The sequence below is a fragment of the Streptomyces sp. NPDC005408 genome (assembly GCF_040606445.1).
Lineage (GTDB): Bacteria > Actinomycetota > Actinomycetes > Streptomycetales > Streptomycetaceae > Streptomyces.
This window is the reverse complement of the sequence record NZ_JBEXEX010000009.1, coordinates 36,976-62,316: the sequence shown is the minus strand read 5'-3', so window position 1 is coordinate 62,316 and position 25,341 is coordinate 36,976. Positions and strand designations below refer to the sequence as shown.

Sequence of the window (25,341 nt, the reverse complement as noted above, 5' to 3'; positions counted from 1 at the left end):
CATGTCCTGCCAGAGTCTCGAGGTCTGGCGCCGGGGACGCGACTACTGGCTGTCCGTAGCGCCGGACCTATAGATCATCATTTGTCGCCTCGTGTCCGAGCATGTGAAGCACGGTCAATCTAGACCATCGGGGCCCGTCTGAAGAGGGGTGTGTGTGCAATTTGTGCGCAAGCTTTGAAGGTGGATTCACCGATGGGTGACCGCCTGCGTGCCTTGACGACGGAGACGTGCCTTGTGACCTGTGATGACGGGAGTTCTCCGGGCTGCCGGCGCCGGCAACCCCGAGGCGTCCCGGCACTGCCGGCTGGGCCGCGCTCAGGGCATGTGGCGGAGCCACCTGTCCGGTGGCTCCGTGCGGCGAGGGTGCGTGCCGGGCGGCGCGGGACCCGGCAAGATCCGCCGGAGAGGCCCTAGCTGGCAAAGCGCTGCGGCAGCTCGCACGCAGCGTGAGGTGTCTGGCAGGGAAAGTCCTGGCCAGACACCTCATTCATTCCCCTAGAAGTATCCAAGTTTCTTGGGGGAGTAGCTCACCAGAAGGTTCTTCGTCTGCTGGTAGTGCTCCAGCATCATCTTGTGGTTCTCGCGGCCTATCCCCGACTGCTTGTACCCGCCGAACGCCGCGTGCGCCGGATACGCGTGGTAGCAGTTCGTCCAGACCCGGCCCGCCTGGATGGCGCGGCCCGCTCGGTACGCGGTGTTGATGTCCCGGGTCCAGACGCCCGCGCCGAGGCCGTACAGGGTGTCGTTCGCCGTTTTGATCGCGTCGTCGAAGTCTGCGAAGGACGTGACGGCGACGACCGGGCCGAAGATCTCCTCCTGGAAGACGCGCATCCGGTTGTCGCCCTCGAACACCGTGGGCTGGACGTAGTAGCCACCGGCCAACTCGCCGTCGTACTCGATTCGCTGACCTCCCGTCAGGATCTTCGCGCCCTCCTGCTGGCCGATGTCCAGATACGAAAGGATCTTCTGAAGCTGGTCGTTGGATGCCTGCGCGCCGATCATTGTGTCGGTGTCCAGGGGGTGGCCCGGCAGGATCTTCTCGGTGCGGGCGATGCCCGCCTCCAGGAATTCGCTGTAGTGGCCGCGCTGGATCAGTGCGCGCGACGGACAGGTGCACACCTCGCCCTGGTTGAGGGCGAACATCGTGAAGCCCTCGAGGGCCTTGTCGCGCAGTTCGTCGTCGGCCGCCGAGACGTCGTCGAAGAAGATGTTCGGCGACTTGCCGCCGAGCTCCAGGGTGACCGGCTTGATGTTCTCAGAGGCGTACTGCATGATCAGCCGCCCCGTCGTGGTCTCGCCGGTGAACGCGATCTTCGCGACGCGGGGGCTGGAGGCGAGCGGCTTGCCGGCCTCGACGCCGAAGCCGTTCACGATGTTGACCACGCCCGGCGGGAGCAGATCCGCGACCAGGCTCAGCCAGAAGTGGATCGAGGCCGGGGTCTGTTCGGCGGGCTTGAGGACCACCGCGTTGCCCGCCGCCAGTGCGGGTGCCAGCTTCCATGTGGCCATCAGGATCGGGAAGTTCCAGGGGATGATCTGGCCGACCACGCCGAGCGGCTCATGGAAGTGGTACGCGATCGTGTCGTCGTCGACCTCGCTCAGTGAGCCTTCCTGGGCGCGCAGCGCACCAGCGAAATATCGGAAGTGGTCGATGGCGAGCGGGATGTCGGCTGCCAGGGTCTCGCGGACCGGCTTGCCGTTCTCCCAGCTTTCAGCGACGGCCAGTTCCTCGAGATGTGACTCCATGCGGTCGGCGATCTTCAGCAGGAGCGATGCGCGGTCGCCCGCCGACGTGCGGGCCCAGGCGGGCGCGGCCGCGTGAGCCGCGTCCAGGGCGCGTTCGACGTCCTCGGCGGTGCCGCGCGCGATCTCGGTGAAGGGGCGGCCGTTGACCGGGCTCGGGTTCTCGAAGTACTGGCCGCGGGCGGGCGGGACGTACTCGCCGCCGATCCAGTGGTCGTAGCGGGACTGGTACGAGACGATCGCGCCGTCGCTGCCCGGCGCTGCGTATCGGGTCATCTCCAAGGCCTCCCGGTGAGGGTGCCGCCCGCCTTTGGACGGCGCTCGCCGCGAGGCTAGGGACCGGGAGGTTGCGACGACGTTGCACGACGATTCGTCGCTCAGCTCGTTTTGATCAGATCACTGCACTTCTCGCCGATCATCATGGTCGTGATGCACGGGTTGACCGCGGGCAGGAACGGCATGACCGACGCGTCGGCCACCCGCAGACCGGTGACTCCCTTGACCCGCAGCTGCGGATCCAAGGGCGAGTCCGCGTCGTCCGTCGCGCCCATCCGCACGGTGCCTGCCGGGTGGTAGACGGTGTTGTGTGTCTCGCGGATGTACGAGAACAGCTCCTCGTCGGACTGGCTCGACGGGCCCGGTGCGAGCTCCGTGCCGGCCCACCCGGCCAGCGGGGCCTGGGCTGCGATCTCGCGGGCGAGCCGCAGACCGTAGGTCATCACGCGGATGTCGTGCTCGTGCGTGAAGTAGCGCGGGTCGACCTTCGGCTTGTCCCGGAAGTCGCGGGTGCGCAGCCGGACCGTGCCCATGGACCGGGCCCGGGTGACGTTCGGGGTGAGGCAGAAGGCGTTGTCCGAGGTCGGATAGCCGCGCCGGTAGGTGTTCAGGTCGAACGGCACCGAGCCGTAGTGGAACATCAGGTCCGGCCGGTCCAGACCGGGCTCGGTGTCGGCGAAGATGCCGATCTCCCACCACTGCGTGGACGAGGTGACCATGGGCTGCTTCGCCTCCCACATGATCACGCCCTCGGGGTGGTCCTGGAGATGGGAGCCGACACCGGGGGAGTCGACCCGTACGTCCACGCCGCAGTCGCGCAGATGCTCGGCGGGTCCGATGCCCGACAGCATCAGCAGCTTGGGCGTGTCGATGGCCCCGCAGGAGACGATCACCTCGCGGCGGGCCGTGACCGATCCGCTGTGGATGGTGTCGGGCTCCAGGTACTCGACGCCGGTGCAGCGTCCTCCGTCACCGAAGAGCAGCCGCTTGGCCTGCAGCTCCGTGCGTACGTCGAGGTTGGGCCGCTTGCCCATGACGGGGTGCAGATAGGACACCGAAGCGGACGAACGGGTCCCGTCGGGGCGGCAGTTGATCTGGAACCAGTTCGCGCCGCGTACCACCGTGTTGCCGGTATTGAACGGAGTGGTCGGGATGCCCGCCGCCGCGCAGGCCTCGAGCAGCGCGGTCCCGCACGGGTCGTTCGGCGGTACGGTGCGGAGGGTGACCGGTCCCGAACGGCCGTGGTGCTCGCCGGGCGCGTCATTGGTCTCCAGACGCTGGTAGAGCGGGAAGCAGTCCTTCGCGCTCCACCCCGTACACCCCATCGCGCCCCACTCGTCCAGGTCCTCGGCCGGGGCCCAGAAGGCGATGCAGGAGTTGTGCGAGGAGCAGCCGCCGAGCACCTTGGCGCGGGCGTGCCGCATAAAGCTGTTGCCGTTCTCCTGCGGCTCCACCGGGTAGTCCCAGTCGTAGCCCGACTCCAGCAGGGCCATCCACCGGTCGAGCCTGAGGATGCTGTCGTCGCCGACGTCGGAAGGTCCGGCCTCCAGCACGCAGACGCTGACATCCGGGTCCTCGGTCAGTCGCGCGGCGATGACGGCGCCGGCCGTGCCGCCGCCGACCACCACATAGTCGAACTCGTCGACGGGGCTTTGTGCGGACATCACATCTCCAGGATCGGGAGGTCCATAGGGAGGGACATCGGGGGGTCAGGGGGTTGCGGTGGTCGGCGGCTCGTCGGCGACGACGGCGCGGTGCTCGGCGAGTACGCCCGTACGGTGCCGCTGCACGAACCAGTAGTAGGCAAAGCCGCCACCTGCGACCACGCCGATGAACAGGAACGCGCCCCAGCGCAGATACCAGTGCTGGGCACCGGTCGCGTTGTAGACCTCGGCACGCGGCCAGGCGAGGTTGATGGACATGGCCACGCCCCACACCACGGCGAGGATGTTGATGGGCAGTCCGAACTTGCCGAGCGAGAACTTCCCCTCGGCCGGCTGCCACTTGCCGCGCAGCCGCCGCAGGAGCATGGGGAGAGTGACCAGCAGATAGGCGATATAGATCATGATGATCGCGATGCTGGTGATCACCGAGAAGATCTGCGGCTGGTTGATGTTGATGACCAGGATGATCACGCCCACCACGCCGATCACCACGGCGGGCACGACAGGCGTCTTGAAGCGCGGGCTGACCCGCGCGAGAAGAGAGCCCGCAGGCAGGTTGTTGTCGCGTGCCATCGCGAACATCAGCCGGATGCCGGCGGCTTGCACGGCGAGCACGCAGACGGTGATTGCGATGACGACGCACCATAGGAAGATCTCGCCGACGGTCGAGCCAAGGGTCTTGAGGACCACGTACTGCAGTCCTTCCGTACCCAGCTCCTTCGCGGCGAGGTTCGGCACGGCCATCAGCGCGAAGAGCAGAATCAGCCCGCCGATGATGAAGGACGCGATCAGGGCCCGCAGGATGGCGCGCGGCGCGTTGCGGCTCGGATCGTGCGACTCCTCGCCGAGCGACGACGCCGTGTCGAAGCCGTACATCACATACGCCGATGCCAGTGACGCGGTGAGGAACGCACCGAAGTAGCCGAGGCTCTCGCCGCTCCCGAGCCCGTAGGTGTCGGTCAGGACGGTGCTGGGGCCGCGGGTGATGTGCGCCGCGAGGAAGATGACCAGGGCCACCGCGGCGATCAGCTCGATGAACACGCCGGCGGAGTTGATGGTGGCCATGAGCTTGACGCCGAAGGCGTTCACGACGGTGGAGAACAGGATGAGCACCGTGCCGAGCAGGACGGCGTTGGCGGCCGCGTCGGTCTTCCCGGAGCCGTCGCCGACGAACTGGAACCACTCGTCGATCTGCGGCAGCGTGATCTGGTAGGCGAGAGCCACGGCCGAGAGCGTCACCATGGTGGCCGTCATCATCATCCAGCCGCCGAGCCAGCCGACGTGCGGGCCGCCCATGGTCTTGGACCAGTTGTAGACGGACCCCGCCACCGGATAGCGGGCGGCGAGCTCGCAGAAGCACAGCGCCACCATCAACTGGCCGACGAAGACCATCGGCCAGGACCACCAGTAGGCGGGGCCGCCGAACGCGACACCGAAGTAGAAGAGCTGGAAAGTGCCGGTCAGGATCGAGATGTAGCTGATCCCGGCGGCGAAGGTGTGGAAGTTGCCTAGGGTGCGCCTGAGTTCGGGCTTGTAGCCGAGCTCACCGAGCGCGTCGTCGTCGTGCTTGCCCTGGGCAAGACGTACATCGTGCGGACTTGACTGGTCGGGACCGCTGCCGGTGCCGTCGCTCATGCGAACCACCTCTGGGGGCTCGGTGCGAGATTGCGCCAGACGTGCTTGGCTTCCTGGTACTCCGCGAGTCCCGCGGGGCCCAGTTCACGGCCGAATCCGGATTGCTTCATACCGCCCCACTCGGCCTGCGGGACGTAGGGATGGAAGTCGTTGATCCATACGGTTCCGGCGCGGATCCGGGACGCCACGCGGTGCGCCCGGCCGACATCCTGCGACCAGACGGCGCCGGCCAGCCCGTAGACCGTGTCGTTGGCGAGCGCGACCGCCTCCTCCTCGTCGCGGAACGTCTCGACGGTGAGCACCGGACCAAACGACTCGTCCCGCACCACCGACATGCCCGGCGTGCACTCGTCGAGCACGGTCGGTGGGTAGTAGAAGCCGTCGCGCAGCGCCGGGTCGTCGGGCCGTGCGCCGCCGCAGCGCAGCACCGCCCCCTCGGCGAGCCCGGCCGCGACATACGCCTCGACCTTGTCGCGGTGAGCTGCCGAGATCAGCGGTCCGGTGCGGGCGTTCTCGTCGAACGGGCCGCCGAGCCTGATCTCCTTCGCCTGCTCCACGACGGCGTCGACAAACCTGTCGTGCAGCTCGTCCTGGAGGAGCAGCCGCGCACCGGCCGAGCAGACCTGGCCGGAGTGCAGGAAAACCGCCATCAGCGCGTAGTCGACGGCCGCGTCGAAGTCGGCGTCCGCGAAGACGATGTTGGGGTTCTTCCCGCCCAGCTCCAGTGCGACCTTCTTCACGGTGGGCGCGGCGGCCGCCATGATGCGCCGCCCGGTCACCAGACCGCCGGTGAACGACACCAGATCGACCCGCGGATCCTCGCTCAGCGGCGCGCCCGCGGTGGGACCCGCGCCCAGCACCAGATTGGCCACCCCGTCCGGCAGCCCCGCCTCGGCGAGCAGGCGCATCAGGATGATGGCGGTGTGCGGAGTCAGCTCGCTGGGCTTGAGTACGAAGGTGTTGCCCGCGGCGAGCGCCGGGGCGACCTTCCAGGCTGTCTGCAGCAGCGGATAGTTCCATGGAGTGATCAGTGCGCACACGCCGACCGGCTCGTGCACCACTCTGCTGTCCGCGTCGGGATTGCCCGTGTCGACGATCCGGTCGCTGCCGCCGGAGGCCGTGAGGTTGCCGAAGTAGCGGAAGCAGTTGGCGATGTCGTCCATGTCGTACTCGCTCTCCACCAGCCGCTTCCCGGTGTCCAGGGATTCGGCGCGGGCGAGTGCGTCCTTGTCGCGTTCCAGCAGGTCGGCGACGCGCAGCAGGAGCCGGCCGCGTTCGGCGGCCGGGGTGGCGGGCCACGGTCCGCGGTCGAAGGCGTCACGGGCAGCGGCGATCGCCGCCGCGGCGTCCTTCGGCCCGGCCTCGTCCACTGTCGCGACAAAGGTGCCGTCCGCCGGGCAGCGGATCTCGCGTACGTCCCCGTCGACCGCGGCGGTCCACTTGCCGCCGATGAACAGCTCCGGCATGGGGGCTCCTCCGGATTCGGATGGGGGCACCCGGCACGGGCCCGGCCGGGTCATGCCTGTGGTGCTCCACCCAATGACAGTAAGGAGAACGGCCCGTGTTCGCAGCGTGGGAGCCGTCATCCGGTGGGCAAGGACGGGAAAGGCCGCTGTCCAGGTGTTCGAATGGCGTCCCGGTGCCGGCCCGACCTCTGACGTCAGGCCCCCTGCCAGGCGTCCAGTTCGCGCACGCGGGCAAGCGCGGAGGGGCGCTGCGGTACGGGGAGAGCGTCGGCGAGTGCCCGCCACACCACGAGATCGTCCTCGCCCCAGGGGCTGTACGCCCAGTCGGCGAGCAGCCCCGGATCGCCGCGCCCGACGACCGCCGCCCGCAGCTGGTCCTCCAGACGCCGGCGCAGCCGTGCCACCGCGGGCGCCTGCGAGGCGGGCAGCAGCGGACCGGCGTACGCGCTCAGCGCTCCGGTCACCGCCCCCGACGCGAGGCGCCGCGTCACCGTGCCGAAGTCCGCGTCGACGCGGACAGCGAGCCGGTAGGGGCGGGAACGCAGCAGCTCGGGTCCGAGCAGACCGCGCAGCCGGGACAGCTCGGCCCGCAGCGTGACCGGGGTGACCGACTCGTCCTCGTACAGTTCCACCAGCAGCTCGTCGCCGCCGATGCCCTCGGGCCGGTGGGCCAGCAGCACAAGGATCTCGCTGTGCCGGCGGCTCAGGCGGAGCTTGCGCCCGCCGGCGACGAGCAGCGCCTCGTCCCGGCCCAGGGCCGACAGCCGGACACTTTCGGCGGTCGGCGGCGGAGCGAGCAGCGCGAGCTGCGACTCGGCGGCCCGCGCCACCGCGCCGACGAAGGCGAGGCTGTGCGGATGCGCCAGCCGGTCCCCGCCGGTGATGTCCACGGCGCCGAGCAATCGGCCGGTGGCCGGATCGTGGATCGGAGCGGCCGCGCACGTCCAGGCCTGAACGGGCCGCCGGAAGTGCTCGGCGGCGAAGACCTGCACAGGCCGGTCGACGGTGATCGCCGTGCCCGGGGCGTTCGTCCCGGCGACCGCCTCGGCCCAGCGGGCACCCGGCACGAAATTCATCCTGCCCGCCTTGCTGCGGGTGGCGGACGGCCCCTCGACCCACAGCAGCCGCCCATGTGCGTCGCACACGGCGACCAGATGCTCGCCGTCCTGGGCGTAGGCGCCCATCAGTTCCCTGACCAGCGGCATCACCCGTGCCAGCGGATGGCTTTCGCGGTACGCGGTCAGCGCGTCGGCGTCCATCTCGACGCCCGCCGTTCCGTCCGGGCTGACGTGGGCGCGCGCCGAACGACGCCAGGACTCGGCCACCACGGAACGCACCAGGCGCTCGACCCGCCCCGCCGTCACATACGCGTCGTACGCCCGGCGCAGCACCCCGATCCGCTCAGCCGGATCCGCGCCGGACTCAAGGGCCACCCATGCGTCGCTCAACTCGGCCTCCTTCGCCCATCGTGGCCCAGGCACCGTGAGCCGACAAGCGTGCCCGCGTCAGGCGAAGTTGACGAGGCGGATGTAGCGCGACCAGTCCCACAGAGGGCCCGGGTCGGAGTGGGTGGCGTCGGGCACCTCGCTGTGGCCGATGATGTGCGCCCGGTCCTTGGGGATGCCGTACCGGTCGCAGACCGATGCGGTGAGCGCCGCCGACTGCTCGTAGAGCGCATGCGTGAAGTACTCGGGACGGTCCACCCAGCCCTCGTGCTCGATGCCGACGCTGCGCGTGTTGTAGTCCCAATTGCCCGCGTGCCAGGCGACGTTGCGCTCCCGTACGCACTGGGTGACATAGCCGTCCGCCGAGCGCACCACATAGTGGGCGGAGACCTGCTTGGCCGGGTTCTGGAAGATCCCGATCGTGTCCGTGAAGGTCTCCTGCGTGACATGGATGACCACATAGTCGATCGGATATTCCGAAGGGCGGCTGGACGCCGTGTAGTTGGCTGTGGTGGCCGGTGTCCATTGGGCGTTCGGATAGTCCGGGTCCGCGAGGGCGGCGGCCTGCGCGCGGGCGGCCGGCAGGAGCACACCGGCGGAGGCCGCGGCGGCGGCACCCCGGAGCAGTCGTCGTCGGTCCATGGGGGCCTCTCCTGGTGGGGGGTCAGGGGCGGGGCAGTACGGCTGCGACCTCCCGCAGATGACGGTGGAGGCCGCCATGAGGATCCCCTGCCGGAAGCCATTCCTTGCGGATCTTGGCGACGCAGGTGTAGTTGGTGTCGCAGACATTGGCCAGCGGGGCCTCGCCCGCCTGGGTGAGAAGCTGGTACGCGTCCAGCTGCGACAGCCCGTAGTCACGGGCCAGCCACTGCACCAGGTCCAATTGTGAGATCCGGAAGGCATCTTCGAGCGGGCGCGCCGACCCGGTCGACATGATGTGGGTGTCGGACTCGATACGCGGCCAGGGCGTCGCCACCCCCTTCAGCAGCTCCACCACGACGACGGTGTTCATGGCGCACTCGACCGCGACCCCGCAGGTCTCGCCCTCGCCCTGGCGTGCATGACCGTCACCCAGACTCAGCAGCGCGCCCTCCACGTTGACGCCGAGATAGCAGGTGACCCCGGCACGCATCTCGGGCGTGTCCATGTTTCCGCCGTGGGCGTCGGGGACGAGCGCGGACCGTACCTCCAGATTGGCGGGAGCGACCCCGACCGTTCCGTGCATCGGATCCATGGGCAGCTCGATCTCGATGTCGCTGTCGCGCGCGCTGAACAGCGCGGTACGGCGCCGCCGGTCCAGCTGCCACATCCACACGACCTCGGGCAGCGGCTCCTGAAGGGTCGCCGTGGTATGGGTGGAGGTCAGCGCGCCGAACAGCGGCACGGTCGTGGAAGCCGCCCAGTCCCGGGCAGGTTCCACGGAGACGAAGTGCACGGCCACGGTGTCGCCCGGCTCGGCGCCCTCGACATGGAAGGGCCCGGTCTGCGGATTGAGGAACGGGAACTCGCAGACCTCCGACACCAGGTCCTTCTCGGACCGCACCCGGCCCGCGAAGCAGTCCTCGGTGTACAGATCGAGGACGGTGCCCGGCGCGATCCGCGCGACGGGCGCCGCACCGCCGAACGTCCAGGCGTACTCGTCCTGCTTCGGGCGTACGGTCACGATCCGCGGGTCGCTCATCGGGGCACTGCTCCCCTTTCGTTGTCCTGAGCCTGGCCGGGTTCCTCGAGATGGATCCGGCCCGTCTGTGCCAGCCGGTCCGGATGTCTGCGCGCCAGCACCGCCGGCACGGCGAGCCCGATGAGCATCCAGACGCCGACGACCGGTCCGGCGTACGAGACGGGCGCGCTCAGCTCGGTCACGAAGTCGAAGGCGGGTATGCCGGCGGCCGTCAGCAGCGCCGGTACGAACGCGGCGATGCCGAGCAGCGGGAAGAGCAGATGCAGCACGAGGTTGAAGGCGTCCCGCCGACGGCGCAGGAAGTACCCCGCGCAGGCCAGATTGGCGACGATGTACACGCCGATGACCACCGTGACGATGACCGTGGCCAGCAGCACGAACGCGGTCACCGGGTCATAGGCGAAACCGAGCCCGAGCATCGCGGCGACCGCGACCACGAACTGGACCGCGACGCCCGCGACGGGGGAGCGGTGGCGCGGGTGCACGCGTGAGAAGGCGCGCGGGAAGACGCCGATCCGCCCCAGCGCGAAGGCGGTCCGGGTCGACACATTCGCACAGGCGTTGGCATTGGCGAGGGTCGAATTGACGACGGCGAGGAAGACGAGCACCCAGAACAGGCCGAACGAGGCGCGGGCCACGCCCTCCCACGACGCGGGACCCGACGCGGCGAACGAGGCGAATTCGCCGGGTCCGAAGTACACCGACATGGCGTATGTGGTCAGGACGTAGACCAGCCCGATACTCAGTGCCGCGCCGAGGACCGCCCGCCGAAGGGTGCGCCGCGGATCCCTGGCCTCCTCGGCCAGTGGCGCCGCGGCCTCGAACCCGGCGAAGGCCAGCACGGTGTAGACGGAGCCCGCGAAGATCCCGCTGAATCCCTCGTACCCCTCGGCGGTGTGCGACGTGCCGAACACCGAAAGGGTGTTGGCGTCGCCCGCCTGCGAGATCAGCATCACCGCGAAGACCAGGAACACCAGCACCTCGAAGACACCGAGGACCGTGCCGAAGCGGGCGGATGCCCGTACACCGAAGAAACCGGCCGCCGCGATGACGACCGCGCCCGCCAGCGACCACGGCCACCACAGATCGACCGGATAGGACGACCACTCCTGGTGCAGGGTGCCGGCAGTCGTGAAGCCGAGCTGGAGCAGCAGAAGCGCGGGGACGAGCGCCTCGACGAAGACATAGCCCCAGCCGACGAGAAAGCCGATCCAGGGATGCAGCCCCTGCGCGGAGTACGTGGCGACCGAACCGGCGGAAGGCAGCTGCCGGGCCAGCTCGGCGACGCACGACGCGGTGAACAGACAGGCGATCAGCGCCACCAGCACCGACAGCGGCAGACTGCCGCCCGCGAATGCGGCGCCCGCCGGGATGGAAGCGGCGACGGCAGCGGCGGGCGCCATCGCCGTGATGCTCTGGAAGAGAACCTCGCGCAGCCCTACGGCATCGCGCAGCAGTCCGGTGTGTGGATCCCCCGACACTCGACGACTCCTCGTGTCCGGCAAACGGAAGGAGTTTCGCGTGCCTCACGGTACGGGCCGCGGCGCGAGTGCCGGAAGATGGCCGTATCAACTTCCGTCGCCACGAGGGAAGTTGATTCGGGGGTGCAGCGGCCTCGGCAGTCGTACGTAGGTCACCCTCGTCTCGATGCCGCTGTCCACGAGGCGGCCCTGTGCGTCGAAGGCGTCCGGCCCGTCCGTCATGCCGAAGTCGTTGTCGTTGATGAGCGCGAGGGTGTCCCGGCCCATTAGGGCGACGCCCTCGACCTTGCCGGGCACGCCCGTGACCTTGGTGAAGTCGACCAGGAGGCTCTTGCGGAGGACGGGGATTCCCGCCGCCGACGGGTCCTCGGTCTGCTCGTACGACGGTGAGGTCGCCGGGTCGTCCCAGGCGCCGCCCAGGATGCCCGCGCCGTGCGGCAGTGTGACCCGGTGCAGCCGGGCGGTCTTGTCGGTGCGCTCCTGAACCAGCAGGGTGTCGCGGCCGATCGCCACGAGCGAGGAGATCTTGAGCTCCGAGGGGTCGTCCTCGCCCGGGTCGACGACGTCCACAGCGTCGAAGCGGTAGGCGTACTCCGCCGTCACGGCACGCTTCTTGGGCGAGAAGCGCAGCAGCCGCGCGTTGCGGGACTTCTCGCCCGCGGCCGTGTCCGGCACGGACAGCGGGCTCTGCACCGCGAGGACCAGGTCGCCGCCGGGGAGTTGGGTCAGACCTTCGAAGCCGCGGTTGGTCTTGCGCTCCAGCAGAATGGCGGGCAGCGACTCCACGACCGGGTAGTCGGCGCCGGTGAGGTTCAGCCCCTTGGGCACATGGCGCGCGAGGACCGTTCCACGGGCGGAGACATGGACGAGCGAGGGGCCGTACTCGTCGGCGAGCCAGAAGGAGCCGTCGGCGGCGCGCACGATGCCCTCGGTGTCCAGGCCGTTCGGGTCGTACGTGAGCGGGGTCTTCGCGTCGTACGAGTAGGGCGCCTCGTCACGTGACGCCTGGTTCGGCAGACCCGTGACCGGCTTGCCGGACTGCGTGGTGATCGCGATCGCCTTGAGCACCTGCACGCGGTCGCCGGACACGCGGATCCTGACGATCGCCGGGTCGAAGCCCGGGACGGGGAAGGTGCGGCGCTTCTTGCCGTCCACCTTGATCTGCCCGTTGGGCCCGCGGTCGGTCACCGTCCAGAACTCACCCTTGCGGCCGGCCGGGAAGATGTCACTGCCTATCCCGCCGAGGTCGACGCCGCGGTCGTCGGCGACCGAGCCGGGCAGCAGCGTATTGCTGAACCGGCCCAGCGGGATGTTGCCGAGGACCGCCCTCGCTGTGACCCGGGCCGTCGTCGGCCCGGTCGCGTCCGGTGCACCGATGGCGGTGCCGGCCACCGCGAACGCGGTCAGGGCGGTGAGCGGCACGGCGGCCACGACGGCAGTGCGCCTGACGGCACGACGGGACATGGGTCCTCCAAGGACGCGAGCGTTCGCACGGGATCCGGGGCAGACGGCCGGACAACCGTGGGCAAGACTGCGAGATCCCCGCGAACTCCCGGGATCCATGGGGTGAATGGCGGGCGGCGCGGCCCTGTCTGCGCAGGCACGCATAGGATCACGCAGTTGAACCATGAACCAGGGGGCGGAGATGAAGATCCGGAACCGTGCCGCAACGGCGGTGGCTGTCGCGACCGTACTGCTGCTGGCAGGCTGCTCGCAGGCGCTCGGCGGCGAATTCACCAAGAACCTGAGCGTCCACCTTGTCAAGGAGAAGGCCGCCGAGGCGGGCACAGGCGTCCACGCCTGCACGCTGTCGTACGACATCGTCGCCGCGGCCAGGGAGGCGGGCCTCACGGGCCGGGCGGGCGTGCCCGGAGACGGGCCGTACGCCTGGGGCGAGATCGCGGACGGCCCCGAGTCGGTCCTGGGGAAGACGGACGGCGCGGTGATCGACTGCGCGTACGGCATCAACTCCGAGGACGTGCACGTGTTCACCAGCGGTGTCGTGAAGGGCTCCGCCGTCAGCGTGATGGCCCCGAAGATCCAGGCCGACGCGGGCATGGACGTGAAAGCCCTGTCCGACTTCGTGGAGAAGGCGGACAAGGCCGCGGAGGGTGAGCCGGTCGTGACACCCGGCGGCAATGTCGCCACCGTCCAGCTCCCGGTGGCGGGCGGCGGCGACATCGCACTGATCGTCAGCTACGGCGAGGGCAAGACCAACATGGGTGCGGACCGGGCCGGAAAGGTCGCGAAGGCACTCGCAGGCCAGGCGCGCCGTTGACACTCAGGCCGCGCTGTCCTCGGTTCGTCCGCTCTCGTTGCTGAGCACCGCCAGCGCCGCCGCCGGGTCGTGGTCCGCCGGGCCGGCCGGAGCCCAGCGGCCCCGCTCCTTGCGGTACGGCCACCAACGGCCGTCACGCGAAAGGCGCAGCTGCGCATCCGCGCCAACCACCGTCCAGCGGCCCGGGCCCGTTCCCCGCAACTGCGGCCGGTCGGCCTCCTCCCACGCCTCGTCGAGCGCTGTGCGCGCCCGGGCGAGCACGTCGGGCTCCGGCGTCCACCCCTCGTCCAGCACCGGGAGCGCGGCCGCACCGCCGAAGTGCCAGGCACGGACGGCCAGTTCCAGCTCGGTGCGCTGCCGGTCCGTTCCCGCGGCGAGACGTCCCGCGATCGCCGGTCCGGGCGCTGCGGCCGCCAGCCGCACCGCATCCTGGTCCTGAGTCAACTCCGGCTCGACAGGCTGCTGTTGATGCCCGGCCGACAGTGCGTCGATGAGCATCCGGTGCGCCCGCGCCGCCGCGTCCGCTGCCAGGAACTCCAGCGCCTCGGCGTCGAGGCCCGGTCCCGGAGGGGTCTCGGTGTCCAGGGCCGGCGGCAGTCCCGGCTCCTCCGGTACCGGCGGGGGAGTGGGCAGCGGAGGCAGGATGCCCCGCGCCGCGAACGCCTCGTCGGCCCGCACGCCGGCCGGTTGCTCATCCTCCGGCTCCGGTGAGGTTGCGGCCGCCCGCGCCGCACTCCGTATCTGCAACTCGTCCAGGAGACTGCGCTCCCCGCGCCCCCGCATCAGCAACAGCACGAACGGATCCTGGTCGAGCAGCCGCGCCACCTGGTAGCACAGGGCCGCCGTGTGCGGGCAGTGGTCCCAGGCCCCGCAGGTGCACTCGGGCTCCAGATCGCCGATCCCCGGCAGGAGTTCGACCCCGGCCGCCGCAGCGTCCTCCACCAGATGCGGTGGCATCTCGCGGTCCAGGAGCGCCGCGATATGCCCCGCACGGTCGACGGCCATGTCCAGGAAGCGATCCCACTCGGCCGCGGTCAGCTCCTGGAGCAGCACATCGCTGCGCTGTGCGGTGCCGTCGCGGTCCCGTACGACAGCGGTGATGCGCCCGGGACGCACGGACACCGCACCCACCGCGCCCTCGCGGGCATGCCTGCGGCCCTTCTTGAGCTGCTGGCCGTCGAGCGCCGTGTCTTCCAGCGCTTTGAGCCAGGACTGGCCCCACCAGCTCTGGGCGAAGCCCCGGCCGTGCGCGGGCGGCAGCGCGGCGAACGTCCGCTCCCTCTCGGTCTCCTCGCTCATCGTCCGCTCCCTCGCAGCTCGACCAGATCCGCCAGCTCTGCGTCGGTCAGTTCCGTCAGCGCGGTCTCGCCCGAGCCGAGTACCGAGTCCGCCAGCTCCCGTTTGCGTGCCAGCATCTCCGCGATCCGGTCCTCGATGGTTCCCTCGGCGATCAGCCGGTGGACCTGGACCGGCCGGTCCTGGCCGATGCGATACGCGCGGTCGGTGGCCTGAGCCTCCACGGCCGGGTTCCACCAGCGGTCGTAGTGCACGACATGCTCGGCCCGGGTGAGGTTCAGCCCGGTGCCTGCCGCCTTCAACGACAGCAGAAAGACCGGGACTTCACCGTCCTGGAAGCGGTTCACCATCGCCTCGCGATCGGCGATCGGCGTGCCGCCGTGCAGGAACTGGGTCCGTACACCGCGCGCCGCCAGATGCTGTTCGAGCAGCCGCGCCATCTGCACGTACTGCGTGAAGACCAGCACGCTCGCGTCCTCCGCAAGGATCGTGTCGAGCAGCTCGTCCAGCAGCTCCAGCTTCCCCGAGCGGCCGGCGATCCGGGGCCGCTCCTCCTTCAGGCTGCCTTCCTTCAAGTACTGCGCCGGGTGGTTGCAGATCTGCTTGAGCGCGGTGAGCAGCTTGACCACCAGACCGCGCCGCTCCATACCGCCCGCCTCCGAGATCGCGGCGAGGGTCTCCCGTACCACCGCCTCGTACAGGCCGGTCTGCTCCTTGGTGAGCGACACGGCCCGGTCGGTCTCGGTCTTGGGCGGCAGTTCGGGCGCGATGCCCGGGTCGGACTTGCGCCTGCGCAGCAGGAACGGCCCGACCAGCGCGGCCAGTCGGCGGGCCGCGGCCGGATCGTTGCCGCCCTCCACGGTCTGGGCATAGCGCGTACGGAAGGTGCCGAGCCTGCCGAGCAGTCCGGGTGTGGTCCAGTCGAGAATCGCCCACAGCTCCGAGAGATTGTTCTCGACGGGCGTGCCGCTGAGTGCGACCCGCGCCTTCCCGCCGATGGTGCGCAGCTGCTTGGCGGTGGCGGAGTACGGGTTCTTGACATGCTGCGCCTCGTCGGCGACGACCATGCCCCAGGCCGCCTGGCCGAGCCTCCCGGCGTCGAGCCGCATCGTGCCGTATGTCGTGAGGACGAACTCCCCGTCGGCGAGGGAGTCGAGGCTGCGCGATGGGCCGTGGAAGCGGCGTACGGGGGTGCCGGGCGCGAACTTCTCGATCTCGCGCTGCCAGTTGCCCATCAGGGACGTCGGGCAGACGACGAGGGTGGGGCCCGCGGCCGAATCGTCGGTCTGCCGGTGCAGATGGAGCGCGATGAGCGTGATGGTCTTGCCCAGGCCCATGTCGTCGGCGAGACAGCCGCCGAGTCCGAGCGAGGTCATCCGGTTCAGCCAGTTGAGGCCGCGCAGCTGGTAGTCGCGCAGCGTCGCGGCGAGCGCGTCCGGCTGGCCGATCTCCTGCTGTCCGCCCTCGGGGTCGGCGAGCCGGTCGCGCAGCCGCGCCAGCCACCCCGACGCCTGTACGTCGATACGGCGGCCGTCGACCTCGGTGGATCCGGTCAGTACGGCGCCGAGCGCATCGACGGGAGTCACCTTGCGATCCTGGCTCTCGCGGGCGCGCCTGGCCTCCTCCGGGTCGATGAGCACCCACTGGTCACGCAGTCGTACGACGGGGCGGTTTGCTTCGGCGAGTTGGTCGAGCTCGGCGCGTGTGAGCTGCTGATCGCCCAGTGCGAACCACCAGTTGAAGGCCAGCAGCGCGTCGGCGGACAGGAAGGAGGGCAGCCCGGACTCCTCCTTCTGCGGGCCTGCGGCGTTCTCCTCGTCGGGCGGGCCGATCACGGCGCGAGCGGTGAGCTTGCGCGCCATCTCCTTGGGCCAGTGGACCTGGACACCGGTAGTCGCCAGTGTCCTGGCCGCCTCGCCCAGCAGCTCGGTGATCTCGTCGTCGGCGAGCTCGATAGCGTCGGGCACTGCGGCATGGAGCAGCGGCGTGAGCGGCGCCCAGGCGCGGGCGGCACGGCGCAGCGCCAGCAGGGCGTCCATCCGCGCGCGCGGCCCGAATCCCCCGGCGGACCGACCGGCCCAGACCTCGGAGGCGTCCGAGACGAGCGTCGGATCGCTGACGCTGTGCATCTGCAGGACGGCACTGAAGGCCGGTCCTTCGCCCTCGGACTGTTCCAGGCCCGGCAGTTCGATACGCAGGGAGAGCCGTACGCCGGCGTCATGGCCGGCGGCGACAGCTGCTGCCCAGGCCCGCTGGCCGGGCAGCAGCTGCGGCTCGTGCGCGGCGAACGCCGGGCCGCCCACGGCGATCGGGGCCGCGGGTGTCCGCGGCAGCCCGTCCGCGACCGCGTCGAGGAAGGCGCGCAGCAGCCGCTCGGGTTCGGGCAGGAGCAGGGGGTCGGCCGCCGCATCCAGCGGCACGGCGTGGGCGGTGGGCGGCATCGAGGCCGCGAGCGTGCGCACCCGCTCAAGGTCCTGCGGGGTCAGCGGGCCTGCGCGCCAGGCATCGTGATCGGTGGAGGTCAGCCCTGGCAACAGCAGCCCGCGCGCGACCAGTTGAAGGGCGAGGATCGTCGCCGCACCCCAGAAGGCGGCCGCCGGGGAGGCTTCCGCGTCGGCCCGCGCCCTGGTGAGGACCGGCAGTGCCTCTCGTACGGGCAGCAGCAACGCCCGTACGGCCTGCGGGCGTACGTCGTCCCCGACCACGGTCAGCGGCTCGACGGCGCCGGACGCGACCGGGGGCTCGCCGCGATCGGGACGGAGGACCTCGCCGCCGTCGGGACGGAAGAAAGCCACGCGTCCGGTGCGGGCCGGGTCCCCGGGCACGAAGACCACGGAGCAGCGGACGAGTTGGGGGAGATCGGAGGGAACGAGTCGAGGTTCGGTGACCGGGGAGGGCGTTGCCACAAGGGGCTTGTGCACAGCGATGACGCATTCCTCAAATTTGACTACTGCGGGCCGGAGCCGCCGAGGGTACTCCGCGCCGTGGCCCGGACGGAGGCGACGAGGCCGTGACGTAGCTCACTTCGACCCGTAGGGGTGTAGCCAGCACCACCTCCGGCCCCGGGCTGGCCCCAGACCTGTCCGGGTGGTGGCGCCATGGTCGCGAAGGGGCACCGATCCATACGTTTGCTCAGGTCAGCGCAGTGCTCACAGCAGCGCACACATACCAGCGCACGGCCCACAGACCGGAGATCGCCATGCCTCAGGCCACTGCCACCCTCGCGCCACCGACGCCCGACGCCGGGCGCGGGCGGAGCGCGGGAAGTGAATTCGCGCCACTCCTGCGGACCGTCAAGGAGCAGGGCCTGCTGGAACGCCGCACCGGCTGGTACGCCCGCGGCATCACGGTGAATCTGCTCGGCCTCGCCGCAGTGATCACCGGCATGGCTCTCATCGGCGGATCCTGGTGGGTCCTGCTGCTCGCGCCGCTGCTCGCGGTGCTTTCCACCCGGTCAGCCTTCTTCGGCCACGACGCCGGGCACTCACAAATAACCGGCGACCGTCGCAAGAGCCGGATCATCCAGCTCATCCACGCCAATCTGCTCCTGGGCATGAGCCAGGAATGGTGGAACGACAAGCACAACCGACACCATGCCAACCCGAATCACACGGACAAGGACCCGGACGTCGCCGCCGACATCCTGGTCTTCACACAGAGGCAGGCCAAGGGCCGCACCGGGTTCCGCGGCCTGCTCACCCGCCACCAGGCCTGGCTCTTCTTCCCGCTGACCACCCTCGAAGGCATCGCCCTCAAGATCTACGGATTCCAGGCCGTCTTCTCCAAGGAGGCCGGCGCCCGCCAGTCCAGGCGTGCACGCGCCACGGAGGGCCTGCTGCTCCTCGCTCATGTCGTCGCGTACGCCACCCTGCTGCTCACCACCATGCCGCTCGGCCACGCCGTGGTCTTCGCGCTCATTCACCAGATGCTGCTCGGCCTCCACCTGGGCATGGCCTTCGCGCCCAACCACAAGGGCATGGAGATGCCCGACGAGAAGAGCGCCGAGCGCTGGGGTCATCTGCGCCGACAGGTCCTGACCTCCCGCAATGTCCGCGGCAACCCGGTCACCGACTGGTTCCTGGGCGGGCTCAACTACCAGATCGAGCACCATCTCTTCCCGAGCATGCCCCGCCCTCATCTGAGGCTCGCGCAGCCGCTCGTACGCGCCCACTGCCGGTCGCTCGGTGTCGCTTACACCGAGACAGGGCTCGTGGAGTCGTACCGGCAGGCACTGACCCATATGCACGAGGTCGGCGAACCGCTGCGCGCCGACGCATAGTGGAACCGTGGGACGTGCGTGCACGTTCTGACAGCAGGAGCGGCCAAGGCCGCGAATGGAGGCGTCGAGATGTCGACACGTACAAAGCTCGTCATAGGGGGAGTGGCCGTAGGCCTGCTCCTGATGCCATTGATCGGATGGCTGTCGCTGCTCGTGGTGCTCGGAGTCCCCGCGGTGGCGTATTTCATGCTCGACCCCAGCCAGCGCCGCAGGCTGCGCCGGGTCTCCCGCAAGGAGATCGGCCGCTGACCTGGTAACTCTCGATCCGTGCCGGGTAGAGTCGAAGACGATCACCGGCACGGAAGAGGGGGCTCCGCAGCGATGGGCGGAACTGTCAGGACGGTCAGCAGCAACGGCGAGTACACGTTCACCAAGCCGAACCGGGACAGCATCACGCTGCTCGCCGGGCTCGGGGTGGAGGGCGATGTGCACGCGGGGGTGACCGTCAAGCACCGCTCCCGCGTCGCGCAGGATCCGACCCAGCCCAATCTCCGCCAGGTCCACCTCATCCACGAGGAGCTGTTCAAGGAGGTGGGCGAGGCCGGTTTCGATGTTGCCCCGGGCGACCTCGGCGAGAACATCACCACGAGCGGTATCGACCTGCTCGCACTGCCCACCGGCACCGTGCTGCGGCTGGGCGACGAGGCGCAAGTGGAGATCACCGGGCTGCGCAACCCCTGCCTGCAGATCGACGCCTTCCAGGGCGGCCTGCTCAAGCAGGTCGTCGGCAGGGACGACGACGGCAACATCGTGCGCAAGGCGGGGATCATGAGCATCGTCAGGACCGGCGGAGTCGTCAGGCCAGGGGACGCGATAGCCGTCGAGCTGCCGGACGGGCTCCACGTGCCGCTCGACCGGGTCTAGGGGGTGTCTTTCGGATCTTGCCGGGCTCGCGTGCCCTGGCACGCACTCCCCCGTAGCCCTTCGGGCACGGGAGGTGCCCCACGCTGCGTTGTCGTCAGTCGCCGACGCTCCGCGTCGGCTCCTTCCTCCGCCTTGCGATGCACCACGCCAGACCCCGCTCACTGATCCAGCCTGATCCAAAAGACACCCCTAGGGGCCACGGTGGGGTTTCGGGCGCACTGTCCGCGGACGGTGCGCCGCCTCACCCGACGCCGTCAGTAGTAGTCACGCATCAGCTCGACCGACCAGTGCGGCTGCACCGTTTCGCCGATCGGACCGAACTCCGCCATATACGGCTTGATGTCGAGGACCGGCGTGCCGTCCACCGCGTCCAGCCCGGTCACATGGATGTCGAGTCCGTCGACCTTCACCAGCCGGCAGCGGGAAACACCCAGCCGGTTCGGGCGGTTCTTGCCCCGCTGGGCGAAGATCCCCACCAGCGGCCAGTCCTTGTTGCCGCGCGGGTGACGAGCGCCCGTCTGGATCTTGTCCGGCACCACCCGGTCGAAGTGGTACACGATCTCCAGATGCGAGAAGTCCTCGAGCCCGGCCAGTGCATCGGGCCCGAACTGCGTGCCGTCGAGCCGGATCACCGCGCTCTCCAGACCCCAGTCGTCGTCCTCGACCGCGCTGCGGCCGCCGACGACCCGGCCGACCGGGCGGCACACGACCAGCCCGTCCTGCCCGTCGGAGGTCTGTCCCTCAACTGCACTGTCCGGCATGCCGGTTCCTCCCCGTAACTGCTATGCGTGCGCGTCGCCGGTCCTCAGGACGGGCGTACGGCCATCTTGTCGAGCGCTTCCAGCAGCGTGGGCAGTCTGGCCCCACGACCCACCGGAATCACCTCGCACGGCTCCTCGTCCAGCAGGACGAAAGCGATGTCGTCGGTCCTGGCGACCATGGACCAGCCGGGGCCGTCGGCGCGCAGGGTGCGCGCTCCGCCGGGCGCGAAACTGGAGCGGACCCGCCCGACCGGCGGGGCCGAGTCCACATAGCCGCGGGCCTCCTTGAGCGCCCGCTGTACGCCCTCGTGCCCCTCGTGCTTGCCGCCCTCGCGCCGTCCCCCCTCAGGCTTGTCGCCCTCGGGCTCTCCGCCCTCGGGAGTGTCCGCAGACGCCAGGTCCGCGTCGTCGATCTGCTGTCGCCACTCCGCCCACTGGAGCGCGATCTCGTCAGCCCCCAGCCGGCGCTGGGCGGGTCCCCACACCGTGGTGTCGGGCGGCGTCAGCGGTGCCCGGTCGCCCTCTTCGGGCTCCGGGTCGTGCGGCTCGGGCACGCCGGGCGCCGCGACCGCGACGGCCAACGGCCAGCCGGGCAGCGCGGAGACCACCGAACTCTCGCCGGGGGACAGGTCGTAGTCCATGCCGCAGTCCCAGGACGCGATCGCGACGGCGACGAGGGACACGTCGTCGACCACGACCGTCCAGCGGGCCCCGCCGGAGTCCTGACCGAGCACCAGGCCGTACCCCTCGGCGTACGGCGTAAGGCCCAGGGCCGCGCATGCGGCGGGGTAGTCGTCGCCGAGCACGCTCGGGTACTGCGCAGGCGTCAGCAGCAGCGCGGTCAGCACATACAGCGCGTCCTCGTCGACGGCGTCGTCCGTCCCGGCCACGTCACCCTCCCCATCCGATCGTTCGTCGGCGCACCTTAACCAGTGGGTAACCCGGCCGTCGAGGGGCTGCGGACGGAAAGTGATTCGGCTCGTTCCGCACGGGCCCCTGCACAGGTCACGCGGCGGGCAGGCCGAGCAGACTACGGGCCACCGTCTGCGGCGACTCGTCCCGCTCGCGGGCGAGGGCGATGACCGCCCGGCAGGCAAGCTCGTTGATCCCGAAGGACAGCGCCTCGGGGGACACCCAGGTCACCGCCTCGTCGATCTGGTCCTGATCGTCCTCGGCGCATCCCGACACATAGACGGCCGCGGCCTCGAAGATGTTGTGCTGCCGCGTTGGAGGCCGGGCTGCCGGCATCTCCTCGGGGCGGTATGCGAGGAACTTGCGGAGCCTGCGGAGTCGGTTGAACACCCGGACCACCTTTCCCCAGGGCGAGGGTCGCCGCCGATCTTCCAAGTCTGGCATCCCTGCGCGGAGTTGGAACTGGGGCGACCGAAAGGAGAACGGCGCGCTACCTGCCGAGGGCGCGGATCGTGGTGCGCAGCCACGTCAGCTCCGCCTCGCTGGTGGCTCGCGCGATCGTGAGGATGCCGCGGCGGAAGGGATCGTCCAACTCCTCGGCCCGCAGCGGCCGATCGCCCTCGTAGAAGAAGCTGGCGGGCTCCTCGAGGAATGCCAGCCGCCGGCGCAGTACGACCGACTGAGCCTCCGTGTCCTCAAGGTGCCGCAGGAAGGCAAGGAGGGTGAACCACCGGTTCTCGTCGGTGATGTCGAGCTGTGCGGGCTCCGCGAGACGGCGCAGCAGTTCGCGCCGGCCCTCGTCGGTGAGGCTGAGGACATGTCGGGGCGCGGCGACCGACCCTGGCTGCGTTTCGCGCGCCAGCAGGCCCGCCTTTTCGAGCCTCTTGATCGCGGGATACAGCGTGCTCTCGGCGACCGGCCGCACGTGCCCGGTCAGAGCGGTGATGCGTTTACGCAGTTCGTAGCCGTGCAGCGGGGCGTCATGGAGGAATCCGAGGATCGCGAGCTCGAGCATGCTCGCATTGTGCCGCATCGGCGGTGTACATCGGTATCGCCATACATCGCCACCGATGTATGCTGCGAGCGAGAACGAGAGCTTCGACGGACAACGAGAACGTCGACGAACAGGGGGGAGTGACGGTGCGACACGCCCGATTCGATGCGCGGGGCAGCCTCATTCGCTGGACGGAAGCGGCGGGGGACGGCCCGGCGACGGTGTACGTACACGGGCTCGGCGCGGCCTCGGCGGCGTACCACGCGCATATCGCGGCAAGCCGCGAACTGGCCGGACGCCGCTCGCTCTTCGTGGACCTGCCCGGTCACGGACTCAGTGACCGGCCGGCCGACTTCGGCTACTCGCTGGAGGACCATGCGGCTGCGCTCGCTGCCGTGCTCGAGGAGGCGGAGGTCCGCGGCGCCGAGATCGTCGGGCACAGCATGGGCGGATCGGTGGCCATCGTGCTGGCGTACCGCCGCCCCGAGCTGGTGGCGCGGCTGGTCGTCACGGAGGCCAACCTCGATCCCGACCCGCCTCAGACGGCGGGCAGCAGTGGGATCTCCACGTACAGCGAGGACGAATTCGTCAACGGCGGCGGCTTCTCGCGCGTGCTGAAGCGGGTGGGCCCGGCCTGGGCGGCGACCATGCGCCTGGCGGACCCGCTCGGCCTGCACCGCAGCGCGACCGGTCTGATCCGCGGCACGCGGCCCACGATGCGCCGGATGCTGATGGACCTGCCCGCCGAGCGCACCTACGTACAGGGAGAGAAGAGTGGTGAACTCGCCGGGCACGAAGAGCTGGTGACCTCCGGCGTACGGGTGGTGACGGCCCCGGACGCCGGTCACAACGTCATGTTCGACAACCCGACCGCTTTCGTACGGGCCGTCGCGACGGCTGAGTCCTCGCGGGTCCCGACGCTTCAGTCCTGACGGACCGCCAGTGCGAGGAAGCGGGCGTCCTCGTCGGTGTAGGAGACCATCTGCCAGCCCGAACCGGCCAGCAGGGGGCGGAGATTGGGCTCCGCGCGCAGATCGTCATCGGTGATCTGTCTGCCGTGGCGGGCGGCGAGGGCCGCGCGGCCGATGGGGTGGAACAGTGCCAGCTTTCCGCCCGGCCGCACCACCCGTGCCAACTCGCCCAGATTCACGGCAGGTTGGGGCAGGTGGGCGATCAGGCCCGCGGCGAACACGGCGTCCAGCGACTCTGTACGCAGCGGCAGCCGGGCGACATCCGCGAGCAGCAGCTGCCCGCTGCTCCCGCGCCCGGCCTGCGCCGCCGCGTCCAGCATCGCGGGCGTCAGATCCGCACCGATCACCGTCCCCCGCGGTCCGACGGCGGAGCGCAGGGGCGGCAGGGCGCGCCCGGTGCCGCAACCCGCGTCGAGGACGGCGTCGCCGGGGCGCAGACCGAGCTCGGCGACCGCGGCGGCGTAGGCCGGACCGTCGTCGGGGAATCGGGCGTCCCAGTCCGCGGCGCGGGCGCTGAAGAACTCCTGCACATGCGTGTGGTCGTCTACGTGGTCGTCGGCCATGAGGACATGATCCCCCATGCCTCGCTCGAGCGTTCGGTGCACACGTTCGAGCGCGGCACGATCGTTCTGGAACGTCTCTCTGTCATATTCCATCAGCTTTCGAAATGCGCCCCCAGTGCACGCCCCCTACGGGTCTAGCGTCCCTGAGCCATGGGACACCTGGACCACGCCGCCTTCGGCCTGCTGACCCCCGTGCTGTCGTACGCGATGGCCGTCATCGGCGCCGCCCTCGGACTGCGCTGCACCGTGCGCGCGCTCGGCGCGAGCGGCCGCTCCCGCCGCAACTGGCTGATCACCGCAGCGTCGGCGATCGGCACCGGCATCTGGACGATGCACTTCGTCGCGATGCTCGGCTTCGCCGTGCGCGGCACCGACATCCGCTACAACGTGCCGTTGACCATCCTCAGCCTGCTCGTCGCGATGCTCGTCGTCGGCGCCGGAGTGTTCTGCGTCGGCTTCGGCGGTGACCGCGTCCGCGCGCTGCTGGTCGGCGGGCTCACGACCGGGCTCGGCGTGGCCAGCATGCACTATCTGGGCATGGTGGCCCTTCGGCTGCACGGCTCGGTGCACTACGACCCGCTGCTCGTCGTGCTCTCCGTCGTCATCGCCGTGGTCGCCGCGACCGCTGCCCTGTGGGCCGCGCTGAACATCAAGTCGCCGGTCGCGGTCGCTGTCGCGTCGCTCGTCATGGGAGCGGCGGTCAGCAGCATGCATTACACCGGAATGCTCGCGGTCAGCGTGCAGGTCGTCCCTTCCGGTGACGAGCTGCCCGGGGCCACGGCGATGCAGTTCATCTTCCCCCTCGCCGTCGGCCTCGGGTCGTACCTCTTTGTCACCTCGGCGTTCGTCGCGCTCTCGCCGACGGCACGCGAGCGCGCCGCCTACACGTCGGCCGCCCGGCCCGAAGCCGGATCTGAAGCCGGATTGGAAGCCGGATCCGGGGCCGATGACGAGTCCGGGTCCGGGCCTGGTTCCGGATCTGCCGAGGCCCCGAACGCCACCACCACCGTCACGGCCTAGGGCCTGTCTTTT

Annotated in this window: 22 protein-coding genes; 6 read left to right on the top strand and 16 right to left on the bottom strand. The window is 70.0% G+C overall.

Features of this window, described 5'->3' with window-relative positions:
• Nucleotides 1–495 precede the first annotated feature (495 nt).
• The 9 genes from ABZS64_RS11835 to ABZS64_RS11795 all read right to left on the bottom strand — a co-directional run bounded on the left by ABZS64_RS11835 (nucleotide 496) and on the right by ABZS64_RS11795 (nucleotide 12,855).
• Nucleotides 496–2,019: an aldehyde dehydrogenase family protein gene (locus ABZS64_RS11835; protein WP_355826767.1), complete on the bottom strand. Its 1,524-nt coding sequence runs from the start codon at nucleotides 2,017–2,019 to the stop codon at nucleotides 496–498.
• Between the two features lie 101 nt (nucleotides 2,020–2,120).
• Complete coding sequence (locus tag ABZS64_RS11830) at nucleotides 2,121–3,683, bottom strand: GMC family oxidoreductase N-terminal domain-containing protein (protein ID WP_355826764.1); 1,563 nt, start codon at nucleotides 3,681–3,683, stop codon at nucleotides 2,121–2,123.
• Nucleotides 3,684–3,728: 45 nt separating this feature from the next.
• Nucleotides 3,729–5,318: an APC family permease gene (locus ABZS64_RS11825; RefSeq protein WP_355826761.1), complete on the bottom strand. Its 1,590-nt coding sequence runs from the start codon at nucleotides 5,316–5,318 to the stop codon at nucleotides 3,729–3,731.
• Nucleotides 5,315–6,784 carry an aldehyde dehydrogenase family protein gene (locus tag ABZS64_RS11820; protein ID WP_355826758.1) on the bottom strand — a complete coding sequence of 490 codons (1,470 nt, stop codon included), beginning with the start codon at nucleotides 6,782–6,784 and terminating at the stop codon, nucleotides 5,315–5,317. Before ABZS64_RS11820 ends, ABZS64_RS11825 begins: the two co-directional genes overlap by 4 nt.
• A gap of 194 nt (nucleotides 6,785–6,978) precedes the next feature.
• Nucleotides 6,979–8,232, bottom strand: coding sequence for a GAF domain-containing protein (locus ABZS64_RS11815; RefSeq protein ID WP_355826756.1), 1,254 nt, complete (start codon nucleotides 8,230–8,232; stop codon nucleotides 6,979–6,981).
• Between the two features lie 57 nt (nucleotides 8,233–8,289).
• Nucleotides 8,290–8,871, bottom strand: coding sequence for a peptidoglycan recognition family protein (locus tag ABZS64_RS11810; RefSeq protein ID WP_355826754.1), 582 nt, complete (start codon nucleotides 8,869–8,871; stop codon nucleotides 8,290–8,292).
• 22 nt (nucleotides 8,872–8,893) lie between these two features.
• On the bottom strand, nucleotides 8,894–9,910 hold the full coding sequence (locus tag ABZS64_RS11805; protein WP_355826751.1) for an acetamidase/formamidase family protein: 1,017 nt from the start codon (nucleotides 9,908–9,910) through the stop codon (nucleotides 8,894–8,896).
• Complete coding sequence (locus ABZS64_RS11800) at nucleotides 9,907–11,391, bottom strand: APC family permease (RefSeq protein WP_355826748.1); 1,485 nt, start codon at nucleotides 11,389–11,391, stop codon at nucleotides 9,907–9,909. Before ABZS64_RS11800 ends, ABZS64_RS11805 begins: the two co-directional genes overlap by 4 nt.
• Before the next feature lie 87 nt (nucleotides 11,392–11,478).
• Nucleotides 11,479–12,855 carry an esterase-like activity of phytase family protein gene (locus ABZS64_RS11795; protein ID WP_355826745.1) on the bottom strand — a complete coding sequence of 459 codons (1,377 nt, stop codon included), beginning with the start codon at nucleotides 12,853–12,855 and terminating at the stop codon, nucleotides 11,479–11,481.
• Nucleotides 12,856–13,036: 181 nt separating this feature from the next.
• On the opposite strand from ABZS64_RS11795, the gene ABZS64_RS11790 reads away from it, so the two are divergent.
• Nucleotides 13,037–13,669: a hypothetical protein gene (locus ABZS64_RS11790; protein ID WP_355826742.1), complete on the top strand. Its 633-nt coding sequence runs from the start codon at nucleotides 13,037–13,039 to the stop codon at nucleotides 13,667–13,669.
• A 3-nt stretch (nucleotides 13,670–13,672) separates the two neighbouring features.
• Here the strand turns inward: ABZS64_RS11790 and ABZS64_RS11785 are convergent, their stop codons facing one another.
• Both ABZS64_RS11785 and ABZS64_RS11780 read right to left on the bottom strand, forming a co-directional pair.
• Nucleotides 13,673–14,968 (bottom strand): SWF or SNF family helicase, encoded by a 1,296-nt coding sequence (locus tag ABZS64_RS11785; RefSeq protein WP_355826739.1) that lies wholly within the window; start codon nucleotides 14,966–14,968, stop codon nucleotides 13,673–13,675.
• On the bottom strand, nucleotides 14,965–17,871 hold the full coding sequence (locus ABZS64_RS11780; RefSeq protein ID WP_355826736.1) for a DEAD/DEAH box helicase: 2,907 nt from the start codon (nucleotides 17,869–17,871) through the stop codon (nucleotides 14,965–14,967). The genes ABZS64_RS11785 and ABZS64_RS11780 overlap by 4 nt, the downstream gene beginning before the upstream one ends.
• Nucleotides 17,872–18,164: 293 nt before the next feature.
• Here ABZS64_RS11780 and ABZS64_RS11775 point away from each other — a divergent pair, with 293 nt between their 5' ends.
• The 3 genes from ABZS64_RS11775 (at nucleotide 18,165) to ABZS64_RS11765 (ending at nucleotide 20,108) form a co-directional block, all read left to right on the top strand.
• Nucleotides 18,165–19,244, top strand: coding sequence for an acyl-CoA desaturase (locus ABZS64_RS11775; protein ID WP_355826733.1), 1,080 nt, complete (start codon nucleotides 18,165–18,167; stop codon nucleotides 19,242–19,244).
• A gap of 69 nt (nucleotides 19,245–19,313) precedes the next feature.
• Nucleotides 19,314–19,493 carry a hypothetical protein gene (locus ABZS64_RS11770; RefSeq protein ID WP_355826731.1) on the top strand — a complete coding sequence of 60 codons (180 nt, stop codon included), beginning with the start codon at nucleotides 19,314–19,316 and terminating at the stop codon, nucleotides 19,491–19,493.
• Nucleotides 19,494–19,565: 72 nt separating this feature from the next.
• A complete protein-coding gene (locus ABZS64_RS11765; RefSeq protein WP_355826728.1) occupies nucleotides 19,566–20,108 on the top strand; it encodes an MOSC domain-containing protein in 543 nt (180 codons plus the stop codon).
• A gap of 254 nt (nucleotides 20,109–20,362) precedes the next feature.
• Here the strand turns inward: ABZS64_RS11765 and ABZS64_RS11760 are convergent, their stop codons facing one another.
• The 4 genes from ABZS64_RS11760 to ABZS64_RS11745 all read right to left on the bottom strand — a co-directional run bounded on the left by ABZS64_RS11760 (nucleotide 20,363) and on the right by ABZS64_RS11745 (nucleotide 22,796).
• Nucleotides 20,363–20,869 carry an SAM-dependent methyltransferase gene (locus ABZS64_RS11760; RefSeq protein WP_355826725.1) on the bottom strand — a complete coding sequence of 169 codons (507 nt, stop codon included), beginning with the start codon at nucleotides 20,867–20,869 and terminating at the stop codon, nucleotides 20,363–20,365.
• 44 nt (nucleotides 20,870–20,913) lie between these two features.
• A complete protein-coding gene (locus tag ABZS64_RS11755; RefSeq protein ID WP_355826722.1) occupies nucleotides 20,914–21,759 on the bottom strand; it encodes a hypothetical protein in 846 nt (281 codons plus the stop codon).
• A gap of 115 nt (nucleotides 21,760–21,874) precedes the next feature.
• The gene (locus tag ABZS64_RS11750; RefSeq protein ID WP_355827082.1) at nucleotides 21,875–22,117 is read right to left on the bottom strand and encodes a hypothetical protein; all 243 of its coding nucleotides are present in this window, start codon (nucleotides 22,115–22,117) and stop codon (nucleotides 21,875–21,877) included.
• A gap of 154 nt (nucleotides 22,118–22,271) precedes the next feature.
• A complete protein-coding gene (locus ABZS64_RS11745) occupies nucleotides 22,272–22,796 on the bottom strand; it encodes a PadR family transcriptional regulator (RefSeq protein ID WP_355826719.1) in 525 nt (174 codons plus the stop codon).
• A gap of 125 nt (nucleotides 22,797–22,921) precedes the next feature.
• Here ABZS64_RS11745 and ABZS64_RS11740 point away from each other — a divergent pair, with 125 nt between their 5' ends.
• Nucleotides 22,922–23,707: an alpha/beta hydrolase gene (locus ABZS64_RS11740; protein ID WP_355826716.1), complete on the top strand. Its 786-nt coding sequence runs from the start codon at nucleotides 22,922–22,924 to the stop codon at nucleotides 23,705–23,707.
• Here the strand turns inward: ABZS64_RS11740 and ABZS64_RS11735 are convergent.
• The gene (locus ABZS64_RS11735; protein ID WP_355826713.1) at nucleotides 23,698–24,309 is read right to left on the bottom strand and encodes a methyltransferase domain-containing protein; all 612 of its coding nucleotides are present in this window, start codon (nucleotides 24,307–24,309) and stop codon (nucleotides 23,698–23,700) included. The two genes, ABZS64_RS11740 and ABZS64_RS11735, sit on opposite strands and share 10 nt — an antisense overlap.
• A gap of 150 nt (nucleotides 24,310–24,459) precedes the next feature.
• On the opposite strand from ABZS64_RS11735, the gene ABZS64_RS11730 reads away from it, so the two are divergent.
• On the top strand, nucleotides 24,460–25,329 hold the full coding sequence (locus tag ABZS64_RS11730; RefSeq protein WP_355826709.1) for an MHYT domain-containing protein: 870 nt from the start codon (nucleotides 24,460–24,462) through the stop codon (nucleotides 25,327–25,329).
• The last annotated feature ends 12 nt before the right edge of the window (nucleotides 25,330–25,341 follow it).